Annotated in this window: 24 protein-coding genes and 2 pseudogenes; 19 read left to right on the forward strand and 7 right to left on the reverse strand. The window is 54.1% G+C overall.

The features are described 5' to 3' along the window. The 15 genes and pseudogenes from C3418_RS14905 to C3418_RS14975 form a co-directional block, all read left to right on the forward strand. Positions 1 to 96: pseudogene (locus C3418_RS14905) on the forward strand (recombinase family protein); the annotation flags it as partial. Between the two features lie 134 nt (positions 97 to 230). Beyond that, on the forward strand, positions 231 to 521 hold the full coding sequence (locus tag C3418_RS14910; RefSeq protein ID WP_001247892.1) for a nucleotidyltransferase family protein: 291 nt from the start codon (positions 231 to 233) through the stop codon (positions 519 to 521). Next, positions 518 to 904: a DUF86 domain-containing protein gene (locus tag C3418_RS14915; RefSeq protein WP_003100872.1), complete on the forward strand. Its 387-nt coding sequence runs from the start codon at positions 518 to 520 to the stop codon at positions 902 to 904. Before C3418_RS14910 ends, C3418_RS14915 begins: the two co-directional genes overlap by 4 nt. Positions 905 to 1,140: 236 nt before the next feature. Further along, positions 1,141 to 1,497, forward strand: a complete 357-nt coding sequence (locus C3418_RS14920) for a cupin domain-containing protein (RefSeq protein WP_003465043.1) — start codon at positions 1,141 to 1,143, stop codon at positions 1,495 to 1,497. Between the two features lie 254 nt (positions 1,498 to 1,751). Then, on the forward strand, positions 1,752 to 2,078 hold the full coding sequence (locus C3418_RS14925; RefSeq protein WP_003100858.1) for a hypothetical protein: 327 nt from the start codon (positions 1,752 to 1,754) through the stop codon (positions 2,076 to 2,078). Beyond that, positions 2,075 to 2,575 carry a transposase gene (locus tag C3418_RS14930; protein ID WP_103858806.1) on the forward strand — a complete coding sequence of 167 codons (501 nt, stop codon included), beginning with the start codon at positions 2,075 to 2,077 and terminating at the stop codon, positions 2,573 to 2,575. Before C3418_RS14925 ends, C3418_RS14930 begins: the two co-directional genes overlap by 4 nt. Continuing rightward, on the forward strand, positions 2,572 to 2,943 hold the full coding sequence (locus C3418_RS14935; RefSeq protein WP_003100853.1) for a hypothetical protein: 372 nt from the start codon (positions 2,572 to 2,574) through the stop codon (positions 2,941 to 2,943). The genes C3418_RS14930 and C3418_RS14935 overlap by 4 nt, the downstream gene beginning before the upstream one ends. Continuing rightward, on the forward strand, positions 2,937 to 3,494 hold the full coding sequence (locus C3418_RS14940; RefSeq protein WP_003100847.1) for a recombinase family protein: 558 nt from the start codon (positions 2,937 to 2,939) through the stop codon (positions 3,492 to 3,494). Before C3418_RS14935 ends, C3418_RS14940 begins: the two co-directional genes overlap by 7 nt. A 33-nt stretch (positions 3,495 to 3,527) precedes the next feature. Further along, positions 3,528 to 5,510: pseudogene (locus C3418_RS14945) on the forward strand (Tn3 family transposase); the annotation flags it as partial. 221 nt (positions 5,511 to 5,731) lie between these two features. Then, positions 5,732 to 6,748, forward strand: coding sequence for a DNA-binding protein (locus C3418_RS14950; protein WP_103858807.1), 1,017 nt, complete (start codon positions 5,732 to 5,734; stop codon positions 6,746 to 6,748). Then, positions 6,748 to 7,041, forward strand: coding sequence for a hypothetical protein (locus C3418_RS14955; RefSeq protein WP_073536947.1), 294 nt, complete (start codon positions 6,748 to 6,750; stop codon positions 7,039 to 7,041). Before C3418_RS14950 ends, C3418_RS14955 begins: the two co-directional genes overlap by 1 nt. Then, positions 7,038 to 8,543 (forward strand): UvrD-helicase domain-containing protein, encoded by a 1,506-nt coding sequence (locus C3418_RS14960; protein WP_073536948.1) that lies wholly within the window; start codon positions 7,038 to 7,040, stop codon positions 8,541 to 8,543. Before C3418_RS14955 ends, C3418_RS14960 begins: the two co-directional genes overlap by 4 nt. A 127-nt stretch (positions 8,544 to 8,670) precedes the next feature. Beyond that, the gene (gene traF / locus C3418_RS14965; protein WP_073536949.1) at positions 8,671 to 9,684 is read left to right on the forward strand and encodes a conjugal transfer protein TraF; all 1,014 of its coding nucleotides are present in this window, start codon (positions 8,671 to 8,673) and stop codon (positions 9,682 to 9,684) included. Positions 9,685 to 9,687: 3 nt separating this feature from the next. Then, positions 9,688 to 11,130, forward strand: a complete 1,443-nt coding sequence (locus tag C3418_RS14970) for a conjugal transfer protein TraH (RefSeq protein ID WP_081374721.1) — start codon at positions 9,688 to 9,690, stop codon at positions 11,128 to 11,130. Between the two features lie 12 nt (positions 11,131 to 11,142). Then, positions 11,143 to 14,697: a conjugal transfer protein TraG N-terminal domain-containing protein gene (locus tag C3418_RS14975; protein WP_081375051.1), complete on the forward strand. Its 3,555-nt coding sequence runs from the start codon at positions 11,143 to 11,145 to the stop codon at positions 14,695 to 14,697. A 51-nt stretch (positions 14,698 to 14,748) separates the two neighbouring features. On the opposite strand, the gene C3418_RS14980 is transcribed toward C3418_RS14975, so the two are convergent. After that, on the reverse strand, positions 14,749 to 15,189 hold the full coding sequence (locus tag C3418_RS14980) for a hypothetical protein (protein ID WP_258040050.1): 441 nt from the start codon (positions 15,187 to 15,189) through the stop codon (positions 14,749 to 14,751). Positions 15,190 to 16,124: 935 nt separating this feature from the next. Between C3418_RS14980 and C3418_RS14990 the strand changes: the two genes are divergently transcribed. The 4 genes from C3418_RS14990 to C3418_RS15005 are packed head-to-tail and all read left to right on the forward strand — an operon-like array spanning position 16,125 to position 18,099. Next, positions 16,125 to 16,388 carry a helix-turn-helix domain-containing protein gene (locus C3418_RS14990; protein ID WP_073536796.1) on the forward strand — a complete coding sequence of 88 codons (264 nt, stop codon included), beginning with the start codon at positions 16,125 to 16,127 and terminating at the stop codon, positions 16,386 to 16,388. Continuing rightward, positions 16,388 to 16,930 (forward strand): transglycosylase SLT domain-containing protein, encoded by a 543-nt coding sequence (locus C3418_RS14995; protein ID WP_073536797.1) that lies wholly within the window; start codon positions 16,388 to 16,390, stop codon positions 16,928 to 16,930. The genes C3418_RS14990 and C3418_RS14995 overlap by 1 nt, the downstream gene beginning before the upstream one ends. 3 nt (positions 16,931 to 16,933) lie before the next feature. Next, on the forward strand, positions 16,934 to 17,536 hold the full coding sequence (locus C3418_RS15000) for a transcriptional regulator (RefSeq protein WP_073536798.1): 603 nt from the start codon (positions 16,934 to 16,936) through the stop codon (positions 17,534 to 17,536). Next, positions 17,533 to 18,099 carry a FlhC family transcriptional regulator gene (locus C3418_RS15005; protein WP_011899319.1) on the forward strand — a complete coding sequence of 189 codons (567 nt, stop codon included), beginning with the start codon at positions 17,533 to 17,535 and terminating at the stop codon, positions 18,097 to 18,099. Before C3418_RS15000 ends, C3418_RS15005 begins: the two co-directional genes overlap by 4 nt. Positions 18,100 to 18,154: 55 nt before the next feature. On the opposite strand, the gene C3418_RS15010 is transcribed toward C3418_RS15005, so the two are convergent. The 6 genes from C3418_RS15010 to C3418_RS15035 form a co-directional block, all read right to left on the reverse strand. Beyond that, positions 18,155 to 18,619 (reverse strand): DNA-binding protein, encoded by a 465-nt coding sequence (locus C3418_RS15010; RefSeq protein ID WP_073536799.1) that lies wholly within the window; start codon positions 18,617 to 18,619, stop codon positions 18,155 to 18,157. After that, the gene (locus C3418_RS15015) at positions 18,616 to 18,903 is read right to left on the reverse strand and encodes a hypothetical protein (protein ID WP_073536800.1); all 288 of its coding nucleotides are present in this window, start codon (positions 18,901 to 18,903) and stop codon (positions 18,616 to 18,618) included. Before C3418_RS15015 ends, C3418_RS15010 begins: the two co-directional genes overlap by 4 nt. A 30-nt stretch (positions 18,904 to 18,933) precedes the next feature. After that, on the reverse strand, positions 18,934 to 19,302 hold the full coding sequence (locus C3418_RS25090; protein ID WP_374755706.1) for a hypothetical protein: 369 nt from the start codon (positions 19,300 to 19,302) through the stop codon (positions 18,934 to 18,936). Between the two features lie 268 nt (positions 19,303 to 19,570). Beyond that, positions 19,571 to 21,121: an IS66 family transposase gene (locus C3418_RS15025; RefSeq protein ID WP_042060621.1), complete on the reverse strand. Its 1,551-nt coding sequence runs from the start codon at positions 21,119 to 21,121 to the stop codon at positions 19,571 to 19,573. Between the two features lie 30 nt (positions 21,122 to 21,151). Next, positions 21,152 to 21,499, reverse strand: a complete 348-nt coding sequence (gene tnpB, locus C3418_RS15030) for an IS66 family insertion sequence element accessory protein TnpB (protein ID WP_042060615.1) — start codon at positions 21,497 to 21,499, stop codon at positions 21,152 to 21,154. Further along, complete coding sequence (locus C3418_RS15035; protein WP_042060619.1) at positions 21,496 to 21,897, reverse strand: transposase; 402 nt, start codon at positions 21,895 to 21,897, stop codon at positions 21,496 to 21,498. Before C3418_RS15035 ends, tnpB begins: the two co-directional genes overlap by 4 nt. Positions 21,898 to 21,937 lie beyond the last annotated feature (40 nt).

Consider the following 21,937-nt stretch of genomic DNA (forward strand, 5'->3'; position numbering starts at 1 on the left):
AATGTCCGCGAGGCCGCCGCACGCCTCAAGGTAGGAAAAACCGCTCTCTACGCTGCCTTGCAGGCGGCCAGTTCTGGCAGTGCAGCCGACTCCTGATATTTCGTGCAGTCGCCTTCTGAAAACGACAGCGCGGCACGGGAATCAAGGCATTGCGATTCTCGAAAATAGTTCTTGAAATTCTATTCTTGATTGCATATCATCTCAACGAGTTTCGATAAGAAAGGATGCGCATGCGACCGTCTGTTGTGCTTGACATGAAGCGAAGCGCAGTGCGTGAAGCGGTAGGCCGCTTTCGCGCCGCGAACCCGCGCGTCTTCGGCTCGGTGCTGCATGGCACCGACCGGGATGGCAGCGACCTCGACCTGTTGGTCGATGCGCTGCCCGGTGCCACGTTGTTGGACTTGGGCGATTTGGAAGAAGAACTGAAATCGCTGCTCGGCGTTGACGTCGATCTGCTGACTCCCGGCGACCTGCCGCCGAAGTTCCGGGCCAAGGTGCTCGCGGAGGCGCAACCGATATGAGCGAGAACCGCCTGCCCGATTACCTCGACCACATTCAGCAGGCCGCAACCGATGCGCGCAGCTTCGTGGAAGGGATGGCCAAGGACGACTTCTTGGCCGACAAGCGCACCCAGCAGGCCGTCATCATGAGCCTGATCGTCATCGGCGAGGCGGCCACAAAGGTGATGGATGGCTACGTCGAGTTCACCCAGGCGCATGCCGACGTGCCGTGGCGCAGCATGCGCAATATGCGTAATCGCATGGCTCACGGCTATTTCGACATCAACCTCGATGTGGTGTGGGAGACGGTACAGGAATGGCTGCCGGCGTTGCTCCAGCAATTGCCCGCCGTGCGTCAGGATGCCGACGATGAAGACCGTAACGACAAAGGCATGGAGCCATGACCAATCAAGCCGCCGATGTTCGGCCCCTCTGGCGTGTTCGATCCCGCGACCTATGAGCCGCGCTCGGGCAAGACCTTCTGGATGGCCGCAACGGACGTGAGTTCGCTGGTGGGCAAGGAGGCAGCAGCCGACACGCTCATCGGCAACTGCACGACCGCACGACCAGCCTCCCGTTCAAATTCGAGTTAGAACTCATATCCAGCCTGTCTGGGGGCACTGTGAAAGAGGGATCTCCGATGACTGTTGAATCGAGAATATTTTCTGTAGCCGAGTATGTTCAGCCGTCCGAAGGCGAGCCTATTCGTTCCGTTGTGCTTGAAACCCGAGACTCAATTATCGTGGTTTGGCATGTCCATCCCGGGCAGGAAATTGCGGCTCACATTCATCCTCACGGCCAAGACACGTGGACTGTTTTGTCGGGAATGGCTGATTACTTTCAGGGCAATGGGATTGTTCGTGCCCTCAGGGAAGGTGAGATAGCCGTGGCAAGACCGGGCCAAGTGCACGGGGCGCGAAATACAGGTACCGAGCCATTTGTGTTCGTCTCGGTTGTGGCATCAGCCAATGCCGGTTTCGTATTGGCTGAGCGATAGAGCCCAATCTCTGGAGTTGGTCCAATGAGCGGTCGGGGAGATAGGTAACAGACATGCAGCGGACACGGCTGCTAAACCAGGTCGCAAACCTCCTTGCGTCGCAGCGTGCCGCAAGCGACGCGATCAATCGAATGGGGTCGGCATGAGACTGAACACCATCCAGTTCCCGACCGCGTAGCCGCCTGTCCTGCCGATCAGGTCTTGACCATCGACGCCTGGGATCAGTCCTGAATGTTCTTGGAGACCACTACGTTATGAGCCGCAGCCGCCGCAAAACACCCATCGTCGGGCACACGACCTGCGGCAGCGAGCGCGAGGACAAGAAGCTCTGGCATCAGCGCTGGCGCACCCGTGAGCGCACGGCGCTGACCAGCGCGTCGCCCGAAGCCCTGAGCGCCCATCTGCCCCTGCTGGAAAACCAGGCCAGCAGCGTCTGGTCGATGGGCAAGGATGGCCGCTCCTACTGGCCCGTCAAGCGCCAGGCCGCCACGGCGGATCGCATCGCCAATCACAAGGGACGCAACCCGCAAGAACGCGCCTCCCTGAAAAAGCGCCTGCTGCGCAAGTGGATGAGCAAATGAAGCTCTCCTTCCATCAGCACATTGCGCTGTTCTGGATGATCGGTGCTCCGGGCGTCTTCGCGCCCGTGATCGAGAACGCCAAGCGGCCCGATGCCGGCGCCGTCATGGCGTGGGGTGTCGCGATCGTGGCGGTGATGATCCTCTTCACCCCTTTGCTGCTGCGCTGTCCACCATTCCGGCGCTGGTATGGCCGGACGGATGCGCTGTCGGAGCGGCAGCGCCAGGCGCTTGCCGAGCGCGGCCTGCGCCGCTACTACCAGACCGCTTTCGATGACGGCTACGTGCCCCGCGTGATGCCCTACGTGTGGCGCATCATCTGGACGGTCGGCGGGTTGATGGTTGTGACCGCCGTACTGCCTACCAACACCGGACGGCCAGCCTTCGATGCCTTGGTGGTCTTCTCGACCTGGTATCCGATAGGCGTGATGCTGCTGGTTTTCGCGTCGAGGCCCCTTGGCCGGTTGATTCGCCAAAGAGCACAGGAGCGGCGGAAATGAGCACGTCAACCATCGAGGCGCTGGCCAGCGCCTGGGCAAGGATTGCCGAGGAAGCGGAATTCCCCGCTGACTACGAGGGGACTGCCACACCACAAGCGCATCGGGCTAGCGAAGCTATTCAGGAGCAGATTCGGGAGCGCATCGTCGCCACCAACGACATGCGGCTGTTCAGCCTGCTGCACCTGCTGGGTCAGGCGTCGCTGCGCATGGAGCAAGCGCTGTGGCCGGAGGATTACGAGCGGATGACGCGCGAGGTTGAGGAAGCCCTGCGGCAAGCCACCGACGCCAACGCCAGATCGTACACCCACGAAGAAGTGATGCAGGCGATGCAGGAACGCATCGACCGGGCGCGAGACAAGCCATGTTGATTGGCTATGCGCGCGTCTCGACGCAGGATCAGAACCTGGAGCTGCAACGCGAAGCCTTGAGCAAGGCCGGATGTAAAAAGGTCTTCGAGGACAAGGTGAGTGGCACGCGGGCAGACCGGCCTGGCTTGGCCAAGACGCTCGAAATGCTGCGCGAAGGCGATACTTTGGTCGTCTGGAAGCTCGACCGGCTGGGCCGGTCGGTCAAGCAACTGGTCGATCTGGTCGGCGATCTGCACAAGCACGGTGTCCAGTTCAGGAGCCTCACCGACTCCATCGACACCGGCACACCATCCGGGCGGTTCTTCTTCCACGTCATGGCGAGCCTTGCCGAAATGGAGCGCGAGCTGACCGTCGAGCGCACCCGCGCCGGGCTGGAAGTCGCCAAGCAGCTCGGCCGCAAAGGCGGCCGCAAGCCGAAGATGACCGACAGCAAGATCGAGTCGGCCAAGAAGCTGCTGGCCAGCGGGGTGCCGCCCAAGGACGTGGCCAAGAACCTCGGCGTGTCCATTCCGACGCTGTACCGCTGGGTGCCAGCCTCCACGCACGCTTAGCGTGCTTTATTTTCCGTTTTCTGAGACGACCCCCTGTACTCGAAGATCGGCCAGGCTCTGCTGGAGGCAAAGGAAAACGGCAGCGATCCGTACGCCGCCATCGAGGCGGTGATTCCCTGGGACGAATTCACCGAGAGCGTCAGCGAGGCCGAGCTGCTGGCCCGGCCGGAGGGCTTCGACCACCTACACCTGGTCGGCGAGAACTTCGCCACCCTGCGCCGTTACACGCCGGCCCTGCTGGAGGTGCTGGAACTGCGCGCTGCACCGGCCGCGCAAGGCGTGCTGGCGGCCGTGCAGACCCTGCGCGAGATGAACGCCGACAACCTGCGCAAGGTGCCGGCGGATGCCCCTACCGCCTTCATCAAGCCGCGCTGGAAGCCGCTGGTGATCACCCCGGAAGGCCACGACCGACGCTTCTACGAAATCTGCGCGCTGTCCGAGCTGAAGAACGCCCTGCGCTCCGGTGACATCTGGGTCAAGGGTTCACGGCAGTTCCGCGACTTCGACGACTACCTGCTGCCGGCAGAGAAGTTCGCCGCGCTCAAGCGGGAACAGGCCCTGCCCCTGGCGATCAACCCGAACAGCGACCAGTACCTGGAAGAGCGCTTACAGCTGCTGGACGAGCAGTTGGCCACCGTAACCCGGCTGGCCAAGGACAACGAGCTGCCCGATGCCATCCTCACCGAGTCCGGGCTGAAGATCACCCCGCTGGATTCTGCGGTGCCCAATACCGCGCAGGCGCTGATCGACCAGACCAGTCAGCTGTTGCCGCGCATCAAGATCACCGAACTGCTGATGGATGTGGACGACTGGACGGGTTTCAGCCGCCACTTCACCCACCTGAAGGACGGTGCCGAGGCCAAAGACAGGACATTGCTGCTGTCAGCAATCCTGGGCGATGCGATTAACCTCGGGCTGACCAAGATGGCCGAGTCGAGCCCCGGCCTGACCTACGCCAAGCTGTCCTGGCTGCAAGCCTGGCACATCCGCGACGAAACCTATTCGGCGGCCCTGGCCGAGCTGGTCAACCACCAGTACCGCCATGCCTTCGCCGCCCACTGGGGCGACGGCACCACCTCATCCTCCGATGGCCAGCGCTTCCGGGCGGGCGGCCGGGGCGAAAGCACCGGGCACGTCAACCCGAAGTACGGCAGCGAGCCGGGGCGACTGTTCTACACCCATATCTCCGACCAGTACGCACCGTTCAGCACCCGCGTGGTGAATGTCGGCGTGCGTGACTCCACCTATGTGCTCGACGGCCTGCTGTACCACGAGTCCGACTTGCGGATCGAGGAGCACTACACCGACACGGCCGGTTTCACCGATCACGTCTTCGCCCTGATGCACCTGCTGGGCTTCCGCTTCGCACCGCGCATCCGCGACCTCGGCGAAACCAAGCTGTATGTGCCGAATAGCGTCCAGGACTACCCGACATTGCGCCCAATGGTTGGTGGCACCCTGAACATCAAGCACGTCCGCGCCCATTGGGACGACATCCTGCGCCTCGCCAGCTCGATCAAGCAGGGCACCGTCACTGCCTCGCTGATGCTGCGAAAGCTCGGCAGCTATCCACGCCAGAATGGCCTTGCCGTGGCCCTGCGCGAGCTGGGCCGGATCGAACGCACCCTGTTCATCCTCGACTGGCTGCAAAGCGTCGAACTGCGCCGCCGCGTGCATGCTGGACTGAACAAGGGTGAAGCGCGCAACTCCCTGGCCAGGGCGGTGTTCTTTAACCGCCTCGGCGAGATCAGGGATCGGAGCTTCGAGCAGCAGCGCTACCGGGCCAGCGGCCTGAACCTGGTGACGGCCGCCATTGTGTTGTGGAACACGGTGTACCTGGAGCGCGCCACTCAGGGGTTGGTCGAGGTCGGCAAGCCGGTGAACGGTGAGTTGCTGCAATACCTGTCGCCGCTGGGCTGGGAACACATCAACCTGACCGGCGATTACGTCTGGCGGCAGAGCCGCAGGCTGGAGGACGGGAAGTTCAGGCCGCTACGGTTGCCCGGAAAACCTTAGCGTACGATTTTTTCCGAATTCTGCGGGCTCCCCTATGACCGCCGCTCTGGGCAGTGCCAGCCGGTGAGCATATGAGAGGTACCACCACGGCTGATAGCTGGAAAATCTCAAACAACGCAAAATTATGATAATTACGATAATTCACAATAACAGTAATTTACCGTAATTATGGTTGTGCTATCATTCAGGAAAAATCGACGTCCTTATTTTGGAGAAATACCATGGCAAGAAAGCTGGTGGAATACGCCGATGTCGCGAAGGCAGCGCAAGCGCTGAAAGATGCAGGCAAGAAACCCACTATCGTAGGTGTCCGTGAGTTCCTCGATTCAAAAGGCAGCTACACCACCATATCCACCTACCTCAAACGCTGGGCAGAGGAAAACACCCTGGAGCAATCCCCTCCCGAGGTTGAGCTGCCCCAGGCCATCATCGATGACGGCAACGTCTTCCTGAAAAGGCTCTACCTGGCTGCTCAGACCGCGGCCACCGAGCGCCTCCAGCACGAAAGAGAGCTCATGAACAGGAAAGAGCTGGAGTTGAAGGATGAGCTTGAGCAAGCCATTGAGATGACAAATAACGACGCCGAACGAGCAGACCTGCTCGAAGAACAGCTTGAGAACCTCAACCGCCAGTATGCCGAGACTAACGCTACTCTCACCCAGTCCGATAAAGCTCTGTCTCTCAAGACAGCTGAGTTGGAACACGCTCTGGCTGACTGCGCAAAACTCCAAGGTCGAGTGGCAGAACTGGAGACCAAGCTGGGTGAAAAATCAGAGTCCCTCATCCGTTACCAGAACCAGCTGGAACAGGCCGAGAGTGAAAAGCGCTCCTTGAACCAAAAATTGGCAGATACAGAGGGTGAGTTGGATTCCCAGAAAGGCAAAAATATTGAGCAGGCCGAGAAGCTTCGGGCAGCTCACGAACAAAATGCAAGCCTCAAGGAGCAGTTAGCAACATCTCATTCCCAGCTTGCTGATCTCCAGCGCGAACTTGCCGCCGCCAAAGCCCAAGGGAACGCCTCTGAAAGTGAGCGGAGCAAGTTGGAGGTGAAACTCTCAGATGCTCAGAAGGAAATCCGTACCCTGGATCAAAAATCTGGCGTCATGACAGGCCAGTTGAAGGAACGTGACAACCATTCCAAGCAGCTTGAAGCAACAATTTCCAGGCTTGAAGAGAAGCTTGCTGAGGCAAACAAGCCCCTTCACCGTGAGGAGGGCGAGCAAAAAAAGGGTGATTGATGAAGCGAAAGCCAAAATATTCGGAATCATGGCGGGAAAGAGCCGCCAACCTCCAAATCAAGATCGAAGCGGCCATCTTGCTGGCTGCCGCTTATCCGGGCGATGAGTCCTGGCTTTATCGGACGCATAACTGGGTGTGTGAGGTTGCTGAGGGCCATGCTCCGGAGTGGTGGAGTGATCTGGACTGCGAGGCTGTACTACCCCGAGAGGAAAAACGGGTTCATCTCTTTACGGAGACACAAATGATGCGTGGCCGCAGCCACAAACTCGTGGCATTGAGCGTAACGCCATGAAGCCGTTGCCTCCAGATACACCTGAACAAGCCTTGATCACCCAATACAAGGGCAGCCTCCTTGTCGTCAGAGCTTATGCCGGAACAGGAAAAACAACGACTCTCGTCAAATATGCTCACAATAACCTGAATTCCCGCATCCTCTACATCGCCTACAACCGAGGGATCCGTGATGAGGCACGGGAAAAGTTTCCAGCCAACGTGGATTGTAAAACGTCCCACCAGTTAGCCTACGCCACCATTGGCCGCAGCTATCAGCACAAGCTCACCGGTAACCTACGGCTGACAGACATCGCTCAGGCAGTGGACACCAAGAACTGGACGATCGCAAAAGACATTTTAGATACCCTGAACGCATTCATGTCCAGCGCTGACTTCCGCATCCTCTACACCCACTTCGCTAGGGCCGATACCGGCAAGGTTCTTACGACGAAGCAGACCCAATATATTTCCCAGGTTGTCGAGGGGGCCGAGTTCGTCTGGAGCAAAATGACCACCCCAGAAGATCCATTCCCTACTGTGCATGACTGCTACCTCAAGCAATACCAGCTGGGAATGCCAAATTTGTCTCGCCGGTACACTACCATCCTGTTTGACGAGGCTCAGGATTCTAATCCTGTGACCAGCAGCATCGTGCTTCAACAACACTGTAAAGTCATTTTAGTGGGTGACCGCCACCAGCAGATCTATCGGTTTAGAGGAGCCAATAACGCCTTGGACAGCAAAGATCTTGCCGGGGCAGACCAGCTCTACCTGACACATAGTTGGCGCTTTGGCCGCAACGTAGCCATCGTCGCAAATGCTCTACTGGAGTTAAAAGGGGAGACACTACCGGTTGTCGGTAGAGGAGCGAGTGATCAAGTCGTTATGTTCCTCCCACAGGACGTCGGTCACCGGACCGTTATCCATCGCACTGTGATGGGAGTGATAGAGACGGCCCTTGCCGCCACGGCCAAGGGAAAGAAGGTCTACTGGGTTGGAGGGATCGACGCATACCAGATCAACGAGCTCCAGGACATTTATTGGTACGCCATGGCAGCTCCAGACAGGGTTAGGAACAAAAAACTCTTGGACGATTTCCAAGATTACGGCGAATACCAGGAGGTGGCTAAAGCCACCAAAGACCCTGAGATGTCACGGGCCATCAAAATCATCGGCTCCTACGACAGTCTTCCCGATCTTCTTACCCTCCTCCGCCTTAACACGGTGAAGGAGGAGTTCGGTGCTGATATTACCGTTTCAACTGCTCACCGATGCAAAGGGCTGGAGTGGGACAATGTGCAACTGTACGACGACTTCCCTGATGTGTTGGACCCTGAGCTCGACATTACAACTCGGGATGATGAGATCAACCTACTCTACGTCGCCTCAACCCGTGCAATGCGGGTACTGGCTCTGAACAGTGCTGTTGAAATGGTCATTCGCTACATCACACATAAACGGCTGGTTGAAAAGCAAATGAAGCTTGCCGCAGAAGCCACCGAGGACGGCGCAACTCAGTAGCCAGAAAATTTCACATGTGAAATTTTTTTAAAACGCTCAATGCGCCCTTAATGGGCGCCAACACCTCTCTAGTTTCACACCTCGCCGCCCTACCATATAAAGCATGGGAAAATACGCGCGTGAGATTATGAAACAATCACCTTTAAGCATCCTGCTTGTCACTGCACTTACTCTGGGTACCTCACTCCCGGCTTGGTCATTGGAGAGCCAATCCAGATTTTATGATCGCAAGGAAGAGGGCTGGTTTTGGTACAAGGAAGATCCCCCAGAGCCAGAGAAAAAACCCAAAAAGCCTGAGCCTAAACCAGTGGCCTCCGCCAAACCTGTACAGGCCCCCCCACCAGCCCCAGCCGCAATCCCAGGGCCAGAAATGTTCTCGGCCAAATGGTTCCGTGAAAACCTGCCCAAGTACAAAGATCTGGCATGGGATAACCCGACCATTGAAAACGTCCGGACCTTTTTGTACCTCCAACGCTTTGCTATTGACCGATCTGAACAATTTTCGGATACCACTGAGCTGGCTGTTGTGGGGGATCCCTTCCTGGACGAAATCTCACGACGCCCCGCGGCCACATTCGCATCACAGCAAGTTGACCGAGATGCGGGCAATGCAAAGAACCAGCTTCTCAAAAGCGTCGCGAACCGGGTAGGCATCTTTTTCTTCTACAAGTCCGACGACGAATACAGCGACCTCCAGGCCCCGCTAGTCAAGATGCTTGAGCAGGGTGAGGGGTTCTCTATCGTGCCGGTCTCAATGGACGGTAGACCCCTCCCAAGTGGGCTGTTCCCGGCCTACAAAACCGATAAGGGCCATGCCAAGCGACTTGGCGTGATCACGTTCCCAGCTATCTATCTTGCCTCACCTGATGGGCAGTTCGCTCCTATCGGGCAAGGCCCCATGTCGCTCCCTGAGCTCAACCACCGAATACTGGTTGCAGCTAAGCGTAACGGTTGGGTATCCGACGACGAGTTCAACCAGACACGCCCGGTGCTTAACCTGGAGAACAATATTGCGGAGCGACTGGCCTCCCAGGAGCTCGGTTCCGATCTTCAAGAGCTTTCGCAGAGCAGTAGTGACAAAGACAACTTCATTCCACCCGATCAGTTGATGCAGTACATCCGGGGCAAATTACAGGAGTAATAAATGAACATAATGCAACACACAAGGAGGAGTACCCTCGCGCTTTGCATCGCGGTTGGCACCTTGATGATGACGGCTGATACTGCTGAGGCGCATGGGCTCCAGAGCGAGATGGATAAGCTCTTCGGCCAAATGAGCAACACCACGCCACCAGGCGTCTATGAAAGCCAGCGCCGCGGTGTACTGGCTGGTGGGCGCGTTACTGGCAAGGCGAAGATTTTTGATGAGAACATTGTCGCCTTTGCTCCGCCATCCTGGAAAGCCGGTTGTGGTGGTGTGGATCTCTTTGGGGGCTCACTGTCTTTCATTAATGCTGATCAAATCGTCCAATTGCTGCGCTCAGTCGCGGCTAACGCCAAGGGGTACGCATTTCAGCTGGCCTTGGATAACGTTTTTCCAGATGGCGCCAAATGGATTGAGAACTTCCAGAAGAAAGTGCAGGCGCTGAATGAACACTTGGGCAACTCGTGTCAACTTGCCCAAGGCATTGTGAACGACGCCACCAGCAGTTTCGACATGCAACACAAAACCGATGCCTCCCTCAAAGCGACCACAACAGGCCTGTTCGAAGACTTCTTCGCCTCAAATACGCAAAGTACGGGCAAAAGTCCGATGGAAGAGCTCAAGGCCAACAAGCCGACCGAGTACAAAAAGCTGATCGGGAATATTGTCTGGAAGCAACTCAAGAGCAATAACACCAGTTCATGGTTCTCCTACGGGGATAACACCTTACTTGAATCCATTATGTCTCTGACCGGTACAGTAATCATTGGGGACCTTATCAATGATCCCAACGCGACTGGAAATGGTGCAAAAACATCACCGCTGACCACCCTTCCTGGGAACAAAATTTCGCTGTCAGACCTGATCTCCGGTGGCTCAGTGAAAATTTATTCCTGTGGTAGCGACACCACAGACTGTTTAACTGCCGGTACCGCAGGTGGCGGCAATAAGACGATCGTGCTGAAAGGAATGCGCAACCAGATCACTGACATTCTGCTCGGCACAAGCTCCACACCGGGGGTCATTTATAAGTACGCAACAAACTCCGGCACTCTGACAGATCCAGAGAAAGCCTTCGTTTCAAACCTACCTGGTGGGATGGGGGCGATTGTCCGCAACCTGTCTGTGCTGTCTCAAGATGGTGCGAATCTCTTTGCAACCGAATCGTCAGGATCCATTGCTCTGGCAATGATGTACGGCTTCACCGAAGAGTTCTTCCGTGCAGCCAGGATCTCTTTGGCAAATAGCCAGTCCCCTTACAAAAAGGAAGCTCTCGATCTCCTCGACCAGTCGCAGCAACAGATACGAAGTGAATACAGCGTACTTGCTTCCCAATATGGCGACCTTTCAGACCAGATCTCGAAGTACAACAACCTTCTAGACAACATTCGCAAGCAGAAATACATGCTGGCTACCGTGTCCAACCCTCCGACAACGAACTAAGGAGCCAGTGAGATGGGTACGTTCACAATCTACTCTATCGGTGACTCGGCATTTCTTGAGCAAATCCTGATTGCAGTGTCCATGATTACCGGCACTGGCGATTTCGAAAAGATGGTCTCCATTGGCCTACTGCTCGGTGTCTTGATGATCATGATCCAGTCGGTCTTTCAAGGAGCTAAGCAGATAAATATCCAGCAGATATTGGTCGGCTGGCTTATTTATGCCTGCTTTTTTGGCCCGAACACAACAGTAACAATAGAGGACGCCTATACAGGGCAAGTTCGCGTCGTGGCGAATGTTCCTCTCGGTGTGGGCTTCACTGGAGGGGTTATTTCCAACGTCGGTTATACCATCACCAATCTCTTTGAGACTGGATATGGGGTGATCGTCCCTAACGTAACAGAAAGTCACTTTTCCGAGACGCTAAAGCTCCTCAATGACGTTCGTCGGCGGGCTTACGATTCTGGGGTATTCACGGCGTTAAATGCCTCCAACGGTGGTGGCTATGTCGATGTACGCCGTTCCTGGAACAACTACATCCGCGAATGCACCCTGACCAAAGTTGATTTGAACCTTATGTCACTGGACGAACTGATGAATCGTTCAACTGACGCAGCACTGAGGTTCAACTCCCAGCTTTATGGCACACGCCTCTATCTATCCACCTCAAATCCCGATGGGGCGGATTACACCTGCACCGAGGGATGGGTAGCCATCAGCAATGCCACAGCCAACCTGAATAGCCCCTTGGTAGTAGAAGCACTGAACAACTTACTTGGTCTAGATCCCGCATCCGGGGATAACTCCTTCACCAAAATTTCAGACTCACTCCAGGCTCTGGGAGCAACAACAACCTCCGCCTTTGATTACATCAAAGCCGCAGTGCTAGAGCCGCTCTACTATGAAGCGGCCTCAGGTCGTTACCAGGACCTACAGGACTTTAGCTCCGCTCTGATGATCAATCAGGCAGTTCAACAGCGGAACACTCAATGGGCGGCAGAGCAAACCATGTTCATGACCGTTGTTCGCCCAATGCTGACCTTCTTTGAGGGATTCATCTACGCCATCACACCGATCATCGCCTTTATCATCGTCATGGGTAGTTTCGGGGTACAGTTGGCCGGGAAGTATGTTCAGACCATACTTTGGATTCAGCTGTGGATGCCTGTGCTCTCCATTATTAACCTATTCGTGCACACTGCCGCGACAAACCAGATGGCGAGCCTAAGTGCTAATGGACTCAATTCCATGTATGCGCTGTCATCGAGCGGTGATGTGCTGCAACACTGGATCGCCACAGGCGGAATGCTTGCAGCGTCAACACCAATTATCTCGCTATTCATCGTTTCTGGTAGCACCTATGCGTTCACAAGCTTGGCATCGAAGATCGGCGGTGGTGACCATGTTGACGAGAAGCTGAATACGCCAGATGTCCTCAAGCAAGGACCCTTGATGCAAGCTCAACCGGGGTTCAATCAAAATCAATTCAGTGGAACCCTTGCCAGTGGGGCCGAAGGCATGATCAGCACCTTGTCCCTAGGTTCGAATATGGCTTCCGGGGTCAGCTCCTCTCAGGCAAATCAGAAACAAGCATCAGAGGCTTTCCAGAGCAACCTTACCCGCGGCTTCTCAGATGGGACGAGTCAGGCTCAAACCTACTCCCGGCTCTCTAATGTCGGACGCACCATCTCATCCCAGGGGACCGAACAGAGTTCACTTGTTGACCAGCAAGCGAAGAACTTCATGGAAAAATTCGGGGTGGACCAGTCCCATTCCGATGCGGTTAAAGGAGCTGTTGCAATGCAGGCGTCGGGATCCATTGACGCAGGTAAATTCGCACAGATGCTGATGCCGTTTGTCGGAAAGGCAGCAGGAGCAGCGGCCGGGAAAGGGGGCGACAGCCCTGTCGATGTGAAAGCGGGTGTAACTGGAAGCAGCACCTCCTCAGCGGATGACTCAACGACGTGGACATCTGGTGACGTTACTCAATTCGCAAAAGGCATCAACTACTCACAAACAGACAGCCAGGCACTTACAAACCAACTGGCGCAAGGTTTCAGTCGCTCAGGTGGAGAGAGCTTCTCCCATACCTGGGGCGATTCTCTGTCACAGAATTTATCGAAGTCAGCCTCGGAAGTGGTATCAGCCTCAAACTCCTTCAACACAATGAGCCAGCTTCAAAACCAAGTGGGCTCGATGACCAACACCGACTTCAAGACGCTTGGGGGCGCAGTCGCTCAGTCACCAGCAGCAATGGGCCAGCTCAATGAATATTTCCGTAATGCTGCACCTACCGCAGTCAAAGATGAAGCTGGTTCGCTAGAGCAGCGTTACCGGTCCTATGGCATGTCGCCTGAGGTAGCTCAGTCCGCAGCGAGAATGACGGCCATGACCAACCCCTCAAACTACGAGCCGGGTAAAGAGCTCGGCGGATTCCAGTCTGCACTACAGGCTATCAACACAGCTTCTGGGCGGGCTTCTGGTTATAGTGGTGATGCTTACGCAAACAGTGGTCTCAGCACCCCGAACGTTTCTGGCCTACCAAGCCAGGTGCAGGGGGCCGTAGGCGCAGGGCCGAACATTGGGCCTGACTTCCGTGGAAACACAGCTGCCACAGCAGGGATGAACCCAGAATCTGAGGTTGGCCAACTTCCAAACAACAGTCCTATTGTTCAGCAAGAACATCAGTCTCGTGCTGGCTCACTCGACAGCAAAGCGCAAGACACTGAGCGAAGACTATCAGCTCCAGAGGTTCAAAACGCTCGGGACAACCTGTTAAACGCACTCCCCCCTATGTCCTGGACGGCATCAGGCTGGGGATCAATGGATAACGGTAGTGATTGGATGAGCCGCGCAGGAAAATCACTGATCGCAGGAGGCGAGGCTGGCGGGGCTGCATTTACTCAAGTAACAGACCAGATGCGAACCATGACGCCAGAACAACGAGACGAGTTCATCGCGACCACACAGCGAGGCGATGATGCTCTGCAAGAACAGTATGGCTGGCAAGGTGAAGCCCTTGTTGGAGCGGCCAAACTGGGTCGAGGCATAATGGGAGCAACGGCCACCGGTTATGATGCAGCAAAGGAATGGATGACAGGTAATTCAGACCTTTCAGAAGCTGCTAAAGGGATGAATCTCGAACAACGCGGAGCCTTCTATGCCTCTGCTCTTACTGCGGCGACAGAAGCTGGAGTCGATACTACCCAACAATTTATGCAGCAGTACGGGAATGAGTATAAGGAAACTATGCAATCCATCGCACAAAGTCATTATGGTCTGAGCCAAAATCAGGCCGCAGTATTTGGGCAATCATTCAGCACCGATAAGGGGCAGATGGATCAAGCAGTCAATAATCTGAAAATGGAATATGCCGAACGAAATCCGGATGGCTCACCCATGATAGAAAATGGGGTGCCGGTTCTGTCACAGCAGAATGAAGAGTTTACAAACCAGATGGTAAACGTCTTGCAGAATGCTTCCAATGCAGGGGATCGCGCTGGCAGTTACCTAACACCGATTAGAGGATATAACATCACAGAACGAGGCTTAGATTCGAAGCATTAAATTAAAAGGGGCCATCGGCCCCTTTTTTTTACCCTCTAAGCGTCACGCAGTTCATTCACCCCAACGAGCTTTTTCAACTAGGTCAATAGAAAGAGGACCATTGACGCCATCAATCGTTTTCGACTTGGAGCCACGAAGATCCACGCCCTCTCTTCTCGCCTTTATGAGGGCACGAACAATGGCAACCAAAATCAACATGCCCAAGGCAAGTTGCCATTGGAAATAAGCCACTCCACCCAGTAGAACAAGTGAAGCCCATAAGCTTTTATTCACCAACACAAAGAAGTTGGCACTCCAGACCATGAGCGGGCCTAGCACGAAAACCAACCCCCAAGGTGTATCTGCCATCATCGGGATACCCAGCAGCACAGACGCCAGGAGCTGCGTATTCCGGTGAATTTGAACAGTGATTCCGGAATCTGTGAACACCATTTCCGGAAAGTATGCGGCCAGGGATTCTGCGAGCAGAAGCTGAGCTTTGAGGGGAGGCATCTTTTCGACTCACCGAACAAGCCAGCAGCCAAGCGCAGCGCGGCAGTTGTGGATCCAGGTCATTGGAGCATGACGGTTCATCTGACATCAGAGTTCGTGCTCTGAGGTGTCCGGAAATGGTGTACACGCAAGCCGGAATCAGCGTTCATTTTAAACCGGAATAGGTGTTCATTTTCGACCGGAATATGCAGGAGCAAAATGTTAACCACATTCCTCATCACGCTCTCCCTCTTGCTTCCATCTATCTCGATTTTACCACAGTCGCATAAAATGCAACCATGATACAGGCAGGTCCTCAACCACTGCCGCCAAAAATTTCACATGTGAAATTTTTTTGAGAAACGAGGCATTACCAATACTGACAACTCATTACATTCTTGAACACGTCAATAGGATCCGATATGCTACTTCACAGGCCATTGCTAACGCTTTGGCTCCCCTCTGACAATAGCAGAGCCCCGATCCATAACGCATCCCCTTTCCAGTTCATCCGTCTTTGGATGACCGTATTCATTTTTTACCCCATCAGCAAGTAACTTTGCCTCCCCCAAGATAACTTTGTCTTGGTAAAACATTATATCTTCCCCATCAAGCAAGAAACTCTGTTTCGCTGTAACAAACTTCGCTGTTTTCGCTCACGCGAGATCGCACTTTGTCCCCATAAAACATTAATGAAGAGTGAAAAAATCACACTCTCATAGCCTCAATGTTCTCAAATCCAATAACTAAGAAAAGCATCAGCAATACTTGGTTATTTGTCTATTTCAAATAGTTCACAATGTTGACAGTATCAATATTTGGACTTATAAATGTTGACGAAAAAATTGTCAGTTTATGTTTTCAGATTAGCTCAGAATCACGCAGCAGAAAAACTCAGTTTAGGCTTATAAAAAGATGCCATTAGGCGCATTGGGGTAACAATGGATAAATCAAGTATGAGCAGCAAGAGCTGCTCAGAGGTACCTCACGACCTCGAAAAAAAACGCGAGTGGATCAAGTACCAACTCAAGATAAAAGGGCTCTCCCTGGCAGAGATTGGACGTAAGCACAACATCTCTCGCCAAGTTGTTTCGACTGCCCTGTACCGCCCCAGCCCCCGATGGGAGCATGAAATCGCCTCTGCGCTAGACATGCTACCGTTCGAGTTATGGCCGGAGCGATATGACAATCTGGGTATCCCACTCAGGGAGGCGAGCTGATGCAACGGAAAGCGGCCTGCGCGATTTTTATGATCGCATCTGCAATATGGTCTTCATCCACACACGCCATCAACCTGGCTGGCACCTCTTTCGACAGAGCGGCCAAACGGTACAAGCTGGATCCTCTACTGGTCTACTCGATCGCGCTGGCTGAATCAGCATCTGGCCGTGGGGACGGAAAGGTGGGGCCGTGGCAGTGGACCCTAAGAGGCCCTCATGGTCCATTTTATGGGCAAAACCAGCAGGATACCCGAGCGAAATTTTTAGAATATCGCCGTCTTTACGGAAAAAAATTCGACGTTGGGATCATGCAGATCAATTTGCACTGGAACGGCCATCGGGTGACGTCCTACGAGGACCTCCTTGACCAGGAGCAGAACATCACGACTGGTGCAGAGGTGCTGTCAGAGGCTATCGAATCCTCCCCCGGAGATCTCGAACTGGGCATTGGCCGGTACCACAATTGGGACGACGAGCTAAGAGCCAGAAACTACGGTTCTCGCATACTGGCTATTTGGCGCAATCTCAGAGACCTGGAGTGACACATGGATCTGGACATTATTAGCACTCTGGATATGCGGTCCCTGACTATGGAAGATGAGACCGCCGACCCCAACGTCTACGAGTTTGATTACACACTCTGGAATCTGCTCAGTACGCTCTCGCAGTCGCATCCTGATATGGCAGCGAGCCAGTTCTCACTCAGCATGAGGACGATCGGTAAACTCGCATCGGCCACACCTGCGCAACTCAAGGAACTAGCGTCAGGCGTTTGCTTGTCATTCAAGCTCAAGACCTCGGAATGCAGCATCATCAAAATTCTCGGAGAGAGATACGACCCGGCCATTGCCATCAGGCGCTCACTGGACGAGTTCGATGCGGCGTATTGGCTCTTGGTAAATCGGATGGCATTACGGGATCTTGAGATCGCAAGAGAGATTTTTGGTATTTCGTATGAGCTGGCAAGTGCTGTTGCAAAGGCAACCGATAGCCAACTTAGGCAGATGGCTGCGACCACGGTAACACGAATAGGTCTGCGTTGTTCCGCATCCGTTATCGAAGAAATTCTTGAAGAAGGTCGGGAGGACATAACGCATCCCCTGCTGAAAAAAATTCAACAATCTCTGGGTCAAGGAGGATTTAGATGATCACTGGTGGTTCAGGCCTAGGGCAGTTAATTACAGCTCGACATATGGTGCTCGCTGGTTACATCAACTACGTCATCACATTAGAGACTGGGCTGACATACAAACAAATCCGCAAGCTACGGCAAGAACTGAAAGGAGAGGGTTTCACCGTAAACCAATCCAAATCGCGGGCAGTGAGAGGTGGGGCCACTCTGATACACAGCCATTCATCTAAAATCCAGGCGTCACTCCTGATGCAGTTGTACTCAAATATTGGTGGCTCCAGTGTTGTGCGATCCATTAATGTGGCGGCCTTGGGCAAGGCATTTCGGATGTATCATGCCATCCGCAAGGAAATCCCTGGGCTAAATGGCACTCGATGGGAAGCATTCGATATTAGCGATGCGTGGTGCCTGGCAAAAGAGCTACGAACTGGGGATGCAATGATGGAATTGTGCAAGCATTGCAATTGTACCTACTTCACGTCTTTCAACCAGAGAACATGTGTAGAGTGCCCCTACTGTAAGGAGCAATCGCCGCTGAAAGACAGCTTAGATAACGAAACTGATAAGGAGTGCGCATAAATCTACAGGCATGTCGGCCATCAAATAAATAAGCGCCCGGAGGCGCTTATTTATTTTAGCTCTTTACTGGCACTCTATATCGCTCTAGCTCCACGGCGCCAAGTCCTTTGAAAACATCTGGGCGACGGCCCTGTCCACTCCAAGGTACACCATCTTTAATATATTTGGCATTGTCAGACTCAGATTTACCAACAATAATCTCATTCAAATACTGAATATCAACACCGCGAGCATTCATATCAATTATTATTTTTTCGGCCTCTGCTCTTCGTATTTTATCAAGCTCATCTCGATTTTTCTGATCAGATTCCAGCTCTGAATAAACCGCTTCCAAACGCTCAATAATCTCCCTAAACTCATGCAGAGGAATTCCTCTCATTAATATTAGGACGCGATGTTTTCTTTTAAGCTCAGAAATAACAAGCTCACGTCTCTCCGATGCTGAAAGATTAATAAATTCATTTTTATGTCCTTCCTTGCTCAAGCCTTTGCTTTCATCTTTTATATTACTTTTATTCATACCGAACCTAATAATGAATCTTTCAGTGACTGCCTCTTTGAATTAATCCCATCATTCTCAAGCGTCACAGGTGGATGTACAGGTGGTAAAGCTGACGTAGACAACTCGGGAGTCGTCATTCTGACAGAAATTTGAAGAGAATACAGACCCAAGAGAGCAAGAGCGCGTAGCCTATCGCTACGCGCTTTATGGTGCATCTTAGAAAGCTCTGCATGAAGCTCCGGAAAAGCCTGATCCGAAATGTTCAGGTTTGAGATTTTTCCATCCCACTTATCTCCTGGCATAGTGACCTCCATCAGTTACAGAACAAAATATTAGCCGCAGAACCAGAATCCCTTGGCATTCGCAATGAGAGGGTCACCGGTCATAACAATCCGGCTTTTCGGGAAAAGCTCTTTTGCTGCGGCCTTATAAGCCTCGGCTCCGCCGCCAGCAAGCAAAACCACATCAGCATCCATGCCGTCCTCCCGCATCGAAGTTCGCATTTGGATTAACGCATTCTGAGCGACATTGAAAGACTCTCTATCCAAATATTCTTTGAGCCCCACCTTCTGACCAAACAAGAGGATTTCATTCTTTCCGGAACGGATGGCTTTCTCGATTTTGTCTATTCCTGGAGAGCCTCCATGCTCTTCTTGAATCAACAGGTTTATCGTTTTCAGTAAGACTGACATTGCTTTCAAGCTAGTTCCAGAAGAGTGATAACGAACCTCCCCCTCTTCCAAAGCCACCCAATCAACAGAGAAGAGAAGAAGCCAGGATCGATGACAACGGTCTTCCCTTCCCTGAGGACCTCCAGTAGCCCCTCATCCTTGGTCGAGCTCACAATGTCCATATAAGCCCCGGCAGGTTGTGGCACCACAACAACCGACTTCACTGTCACTGATCGTTTCAGGGTGATCTGGTGCTCCGTAAGCGTCCAGCGAAGGCCGTATTGACAGGAGCGACAGGTTATTCAGCAGGTAGAGCAACACGCCAAGGCAGCAGTTCGCCGACCCGGTTCACAGGCCAGTCTGCGATCACATTCAGTACATGCCGCAGGTAATGCTCCGGATCTACCCCGTTCAACCGGCAGGTGCCGAGCAAGCTGTACAACAAGGCTCCCCGTTCACCACCATGGTCAGAGCCAAAAAACAGGAAGTTCTTTCGCCCCAAGCTCACCAGCCGTAGCGCATTCTCCGCTATGTTGTTGTCCACTTCTATCCAGCCGTTTTCGGTGTAGTACGTCAGTGCTGACCACTGATTCAAGGCATAGGCGAAGGCCTTAGCCAACTCGGAGTGACGCGAGAGCGACTGCATCCTATCCCGTAACCAGATCTCCAGCTCTTTCAGTAAGGGCTTTGCCCGCCGTTCTCGTTCTGCCAGCCGGTGTTCTGCTGACATGCCGCGCAGTTCTGCTTCAAGGCTGTAAAGCTGACCAATTCGTTTGAGGGCTTCGTCTGTGTTATCCGATGGCGTTCGGATATGCACATCATGGATCTTTCGCCTGGCATGAGCCCAGCAAGCGGCCTCCTTTATCGTGCCGGCAGCTCGGTCTTCACGATATAGCTCATTAAATCCTGCATATGCGTCTGCCTGTAGGACGCCGCTGAAATCGGCAAGATGGCTTTGCGGATGGACTCCCTTTCTATCAGGCGAGTAAGCGAACCAGACGGCTGGCGGCAGTGCGGAGCCTGCGTTGCGATCATCGCGTACATACGTCCACAGACGTCCTGTTTTTGTCTTTTTATTGCCAGGGAGCAGTACCGGCACCGGGGTATCGTCTGCGTGTAGTTTGCCATCGGTCAGCACATACTGCCGCAGCGCTTCCTCCAGCGGTGACAGTAATCGGCAACACGCATCTACCCAGCCAGAGAGCACAGAGCGGCTCAGCTCCACGCCCTGACGGGCATAGATTTCCGACTGGCGATACAGCGGGGTGTGCTCTGCATACTTGGAGGTGAGTACCCGAGCCAGTAAGCCTGGCCCGGCGATACCCCGCTCGATAGGACGTGATGGGGCTGGCGCTTGTATGATGAAATCGCATTGCCCGCAGGTGTGTTTCTCCCGAACCGTGCGGATGACCCGGAAGGCACTGCGTATCAGCTCTAACTGCTCAGCAGTATCTTCTCCAAGGTATGCCAGCGCTCCACCACATTCCGGGCAGACAGCCTCTGTTGGACACAGGCGATGCTCATCGCGGGGAAGCGCTTGAGGGAAGGGTTTGCGAATGCGAGTCTGGCGAAGTGGCCGCGGTACCGCTGGATCATCGACCCGACCGGTGAAGGTATCACTCTCCTGCTGGAGTATTTGCAGTTGCGCTTCGGTCTGAGCGATACGACGAGCGAGTTTCTCGGACTGGCTGCCAAAATACATACGCCGCAGCTTGTCGAGTTGCGCAAGCAGGCGCTCAATTTCGCGCTCCCGCTCTTCCAACCTTGCATGCAAAACACGATTGAGTGACTCCTGTTCAGCCAGGAGTCGTTTCAGTCGCAGGATTTCGTCGGCTAGTAATTTTTCCATACCCATGCATCTTACATGGGGGATCACTTTTTACAACATGGTCAATGAGTTAGCCAGGCGCTTTGGATGGCGCCAGTCTATTCCCTCCAGTAGCATGGCCAGTTGTGCAGGCGTCAAAAAGACTTTGCCGTTTCGAGCCGATGGCCAGGCAAACCGACCCTGCTCCAGCCTTTTGGTCAGCAGACACAGACCATCGCCGGTAGACCAGAGGAGCTTAACTTGACTCCCGTTACGGCCCCTGAAGATAAAGACATGCCCTGACAAGGGATCATCCTTCAACGTCATTTGCACTTTCGAGGCTAACCCATTGAAGCCGTTTCTCATGTCTGTGATACCGGCCACGATCCAGATCCGGGTGCCAGTAGGAAGATTGATCATACGCGCAGGGTCTCCAGGATCATTCGTAATACATTGGTATCGACGGTGCCATCGATGACGACCATTGCACGCCCCAGTCGTATCTCGATGGTGCCGGATGGTGTCGGTTCAGAGGCCGTCTCTGGCGTGAGCATTTCGGGCTGCGGGGTCGGAGGCAAGAAGATCTCCGTGGATGAAGGGGGCAACACCAGTTCGATGGGATATAACGCAGGGGCTTCGGCTTTGGCATCACGTCGCCATTTGAACAAGAGGTTTGCATTGATCCCGTGCTCCTGTGCGAGTTTTGAGACGGAGACGCCGGGTTGGTTGGCGGCCTCGACAAGTCGCTGTTTGAATTCTCGTGAGTAATTGGCTCTGCCTTTACGGCTGCCATTGGTACGACTATTGGTGTACACCATCTTTGGTTCCCACTACTTTTTAGTGGGAACTACTTTGTCC

Source organism: Aeromonas sp. ASNIH8 (assembly GCF_002919855.1).
Lineage (GTDB): Bacteria > Pseudomonadota > Gammaproteobacteria > Enterobacterales > Aeromonadaceae > Aeromonas > Aeromonas caviae.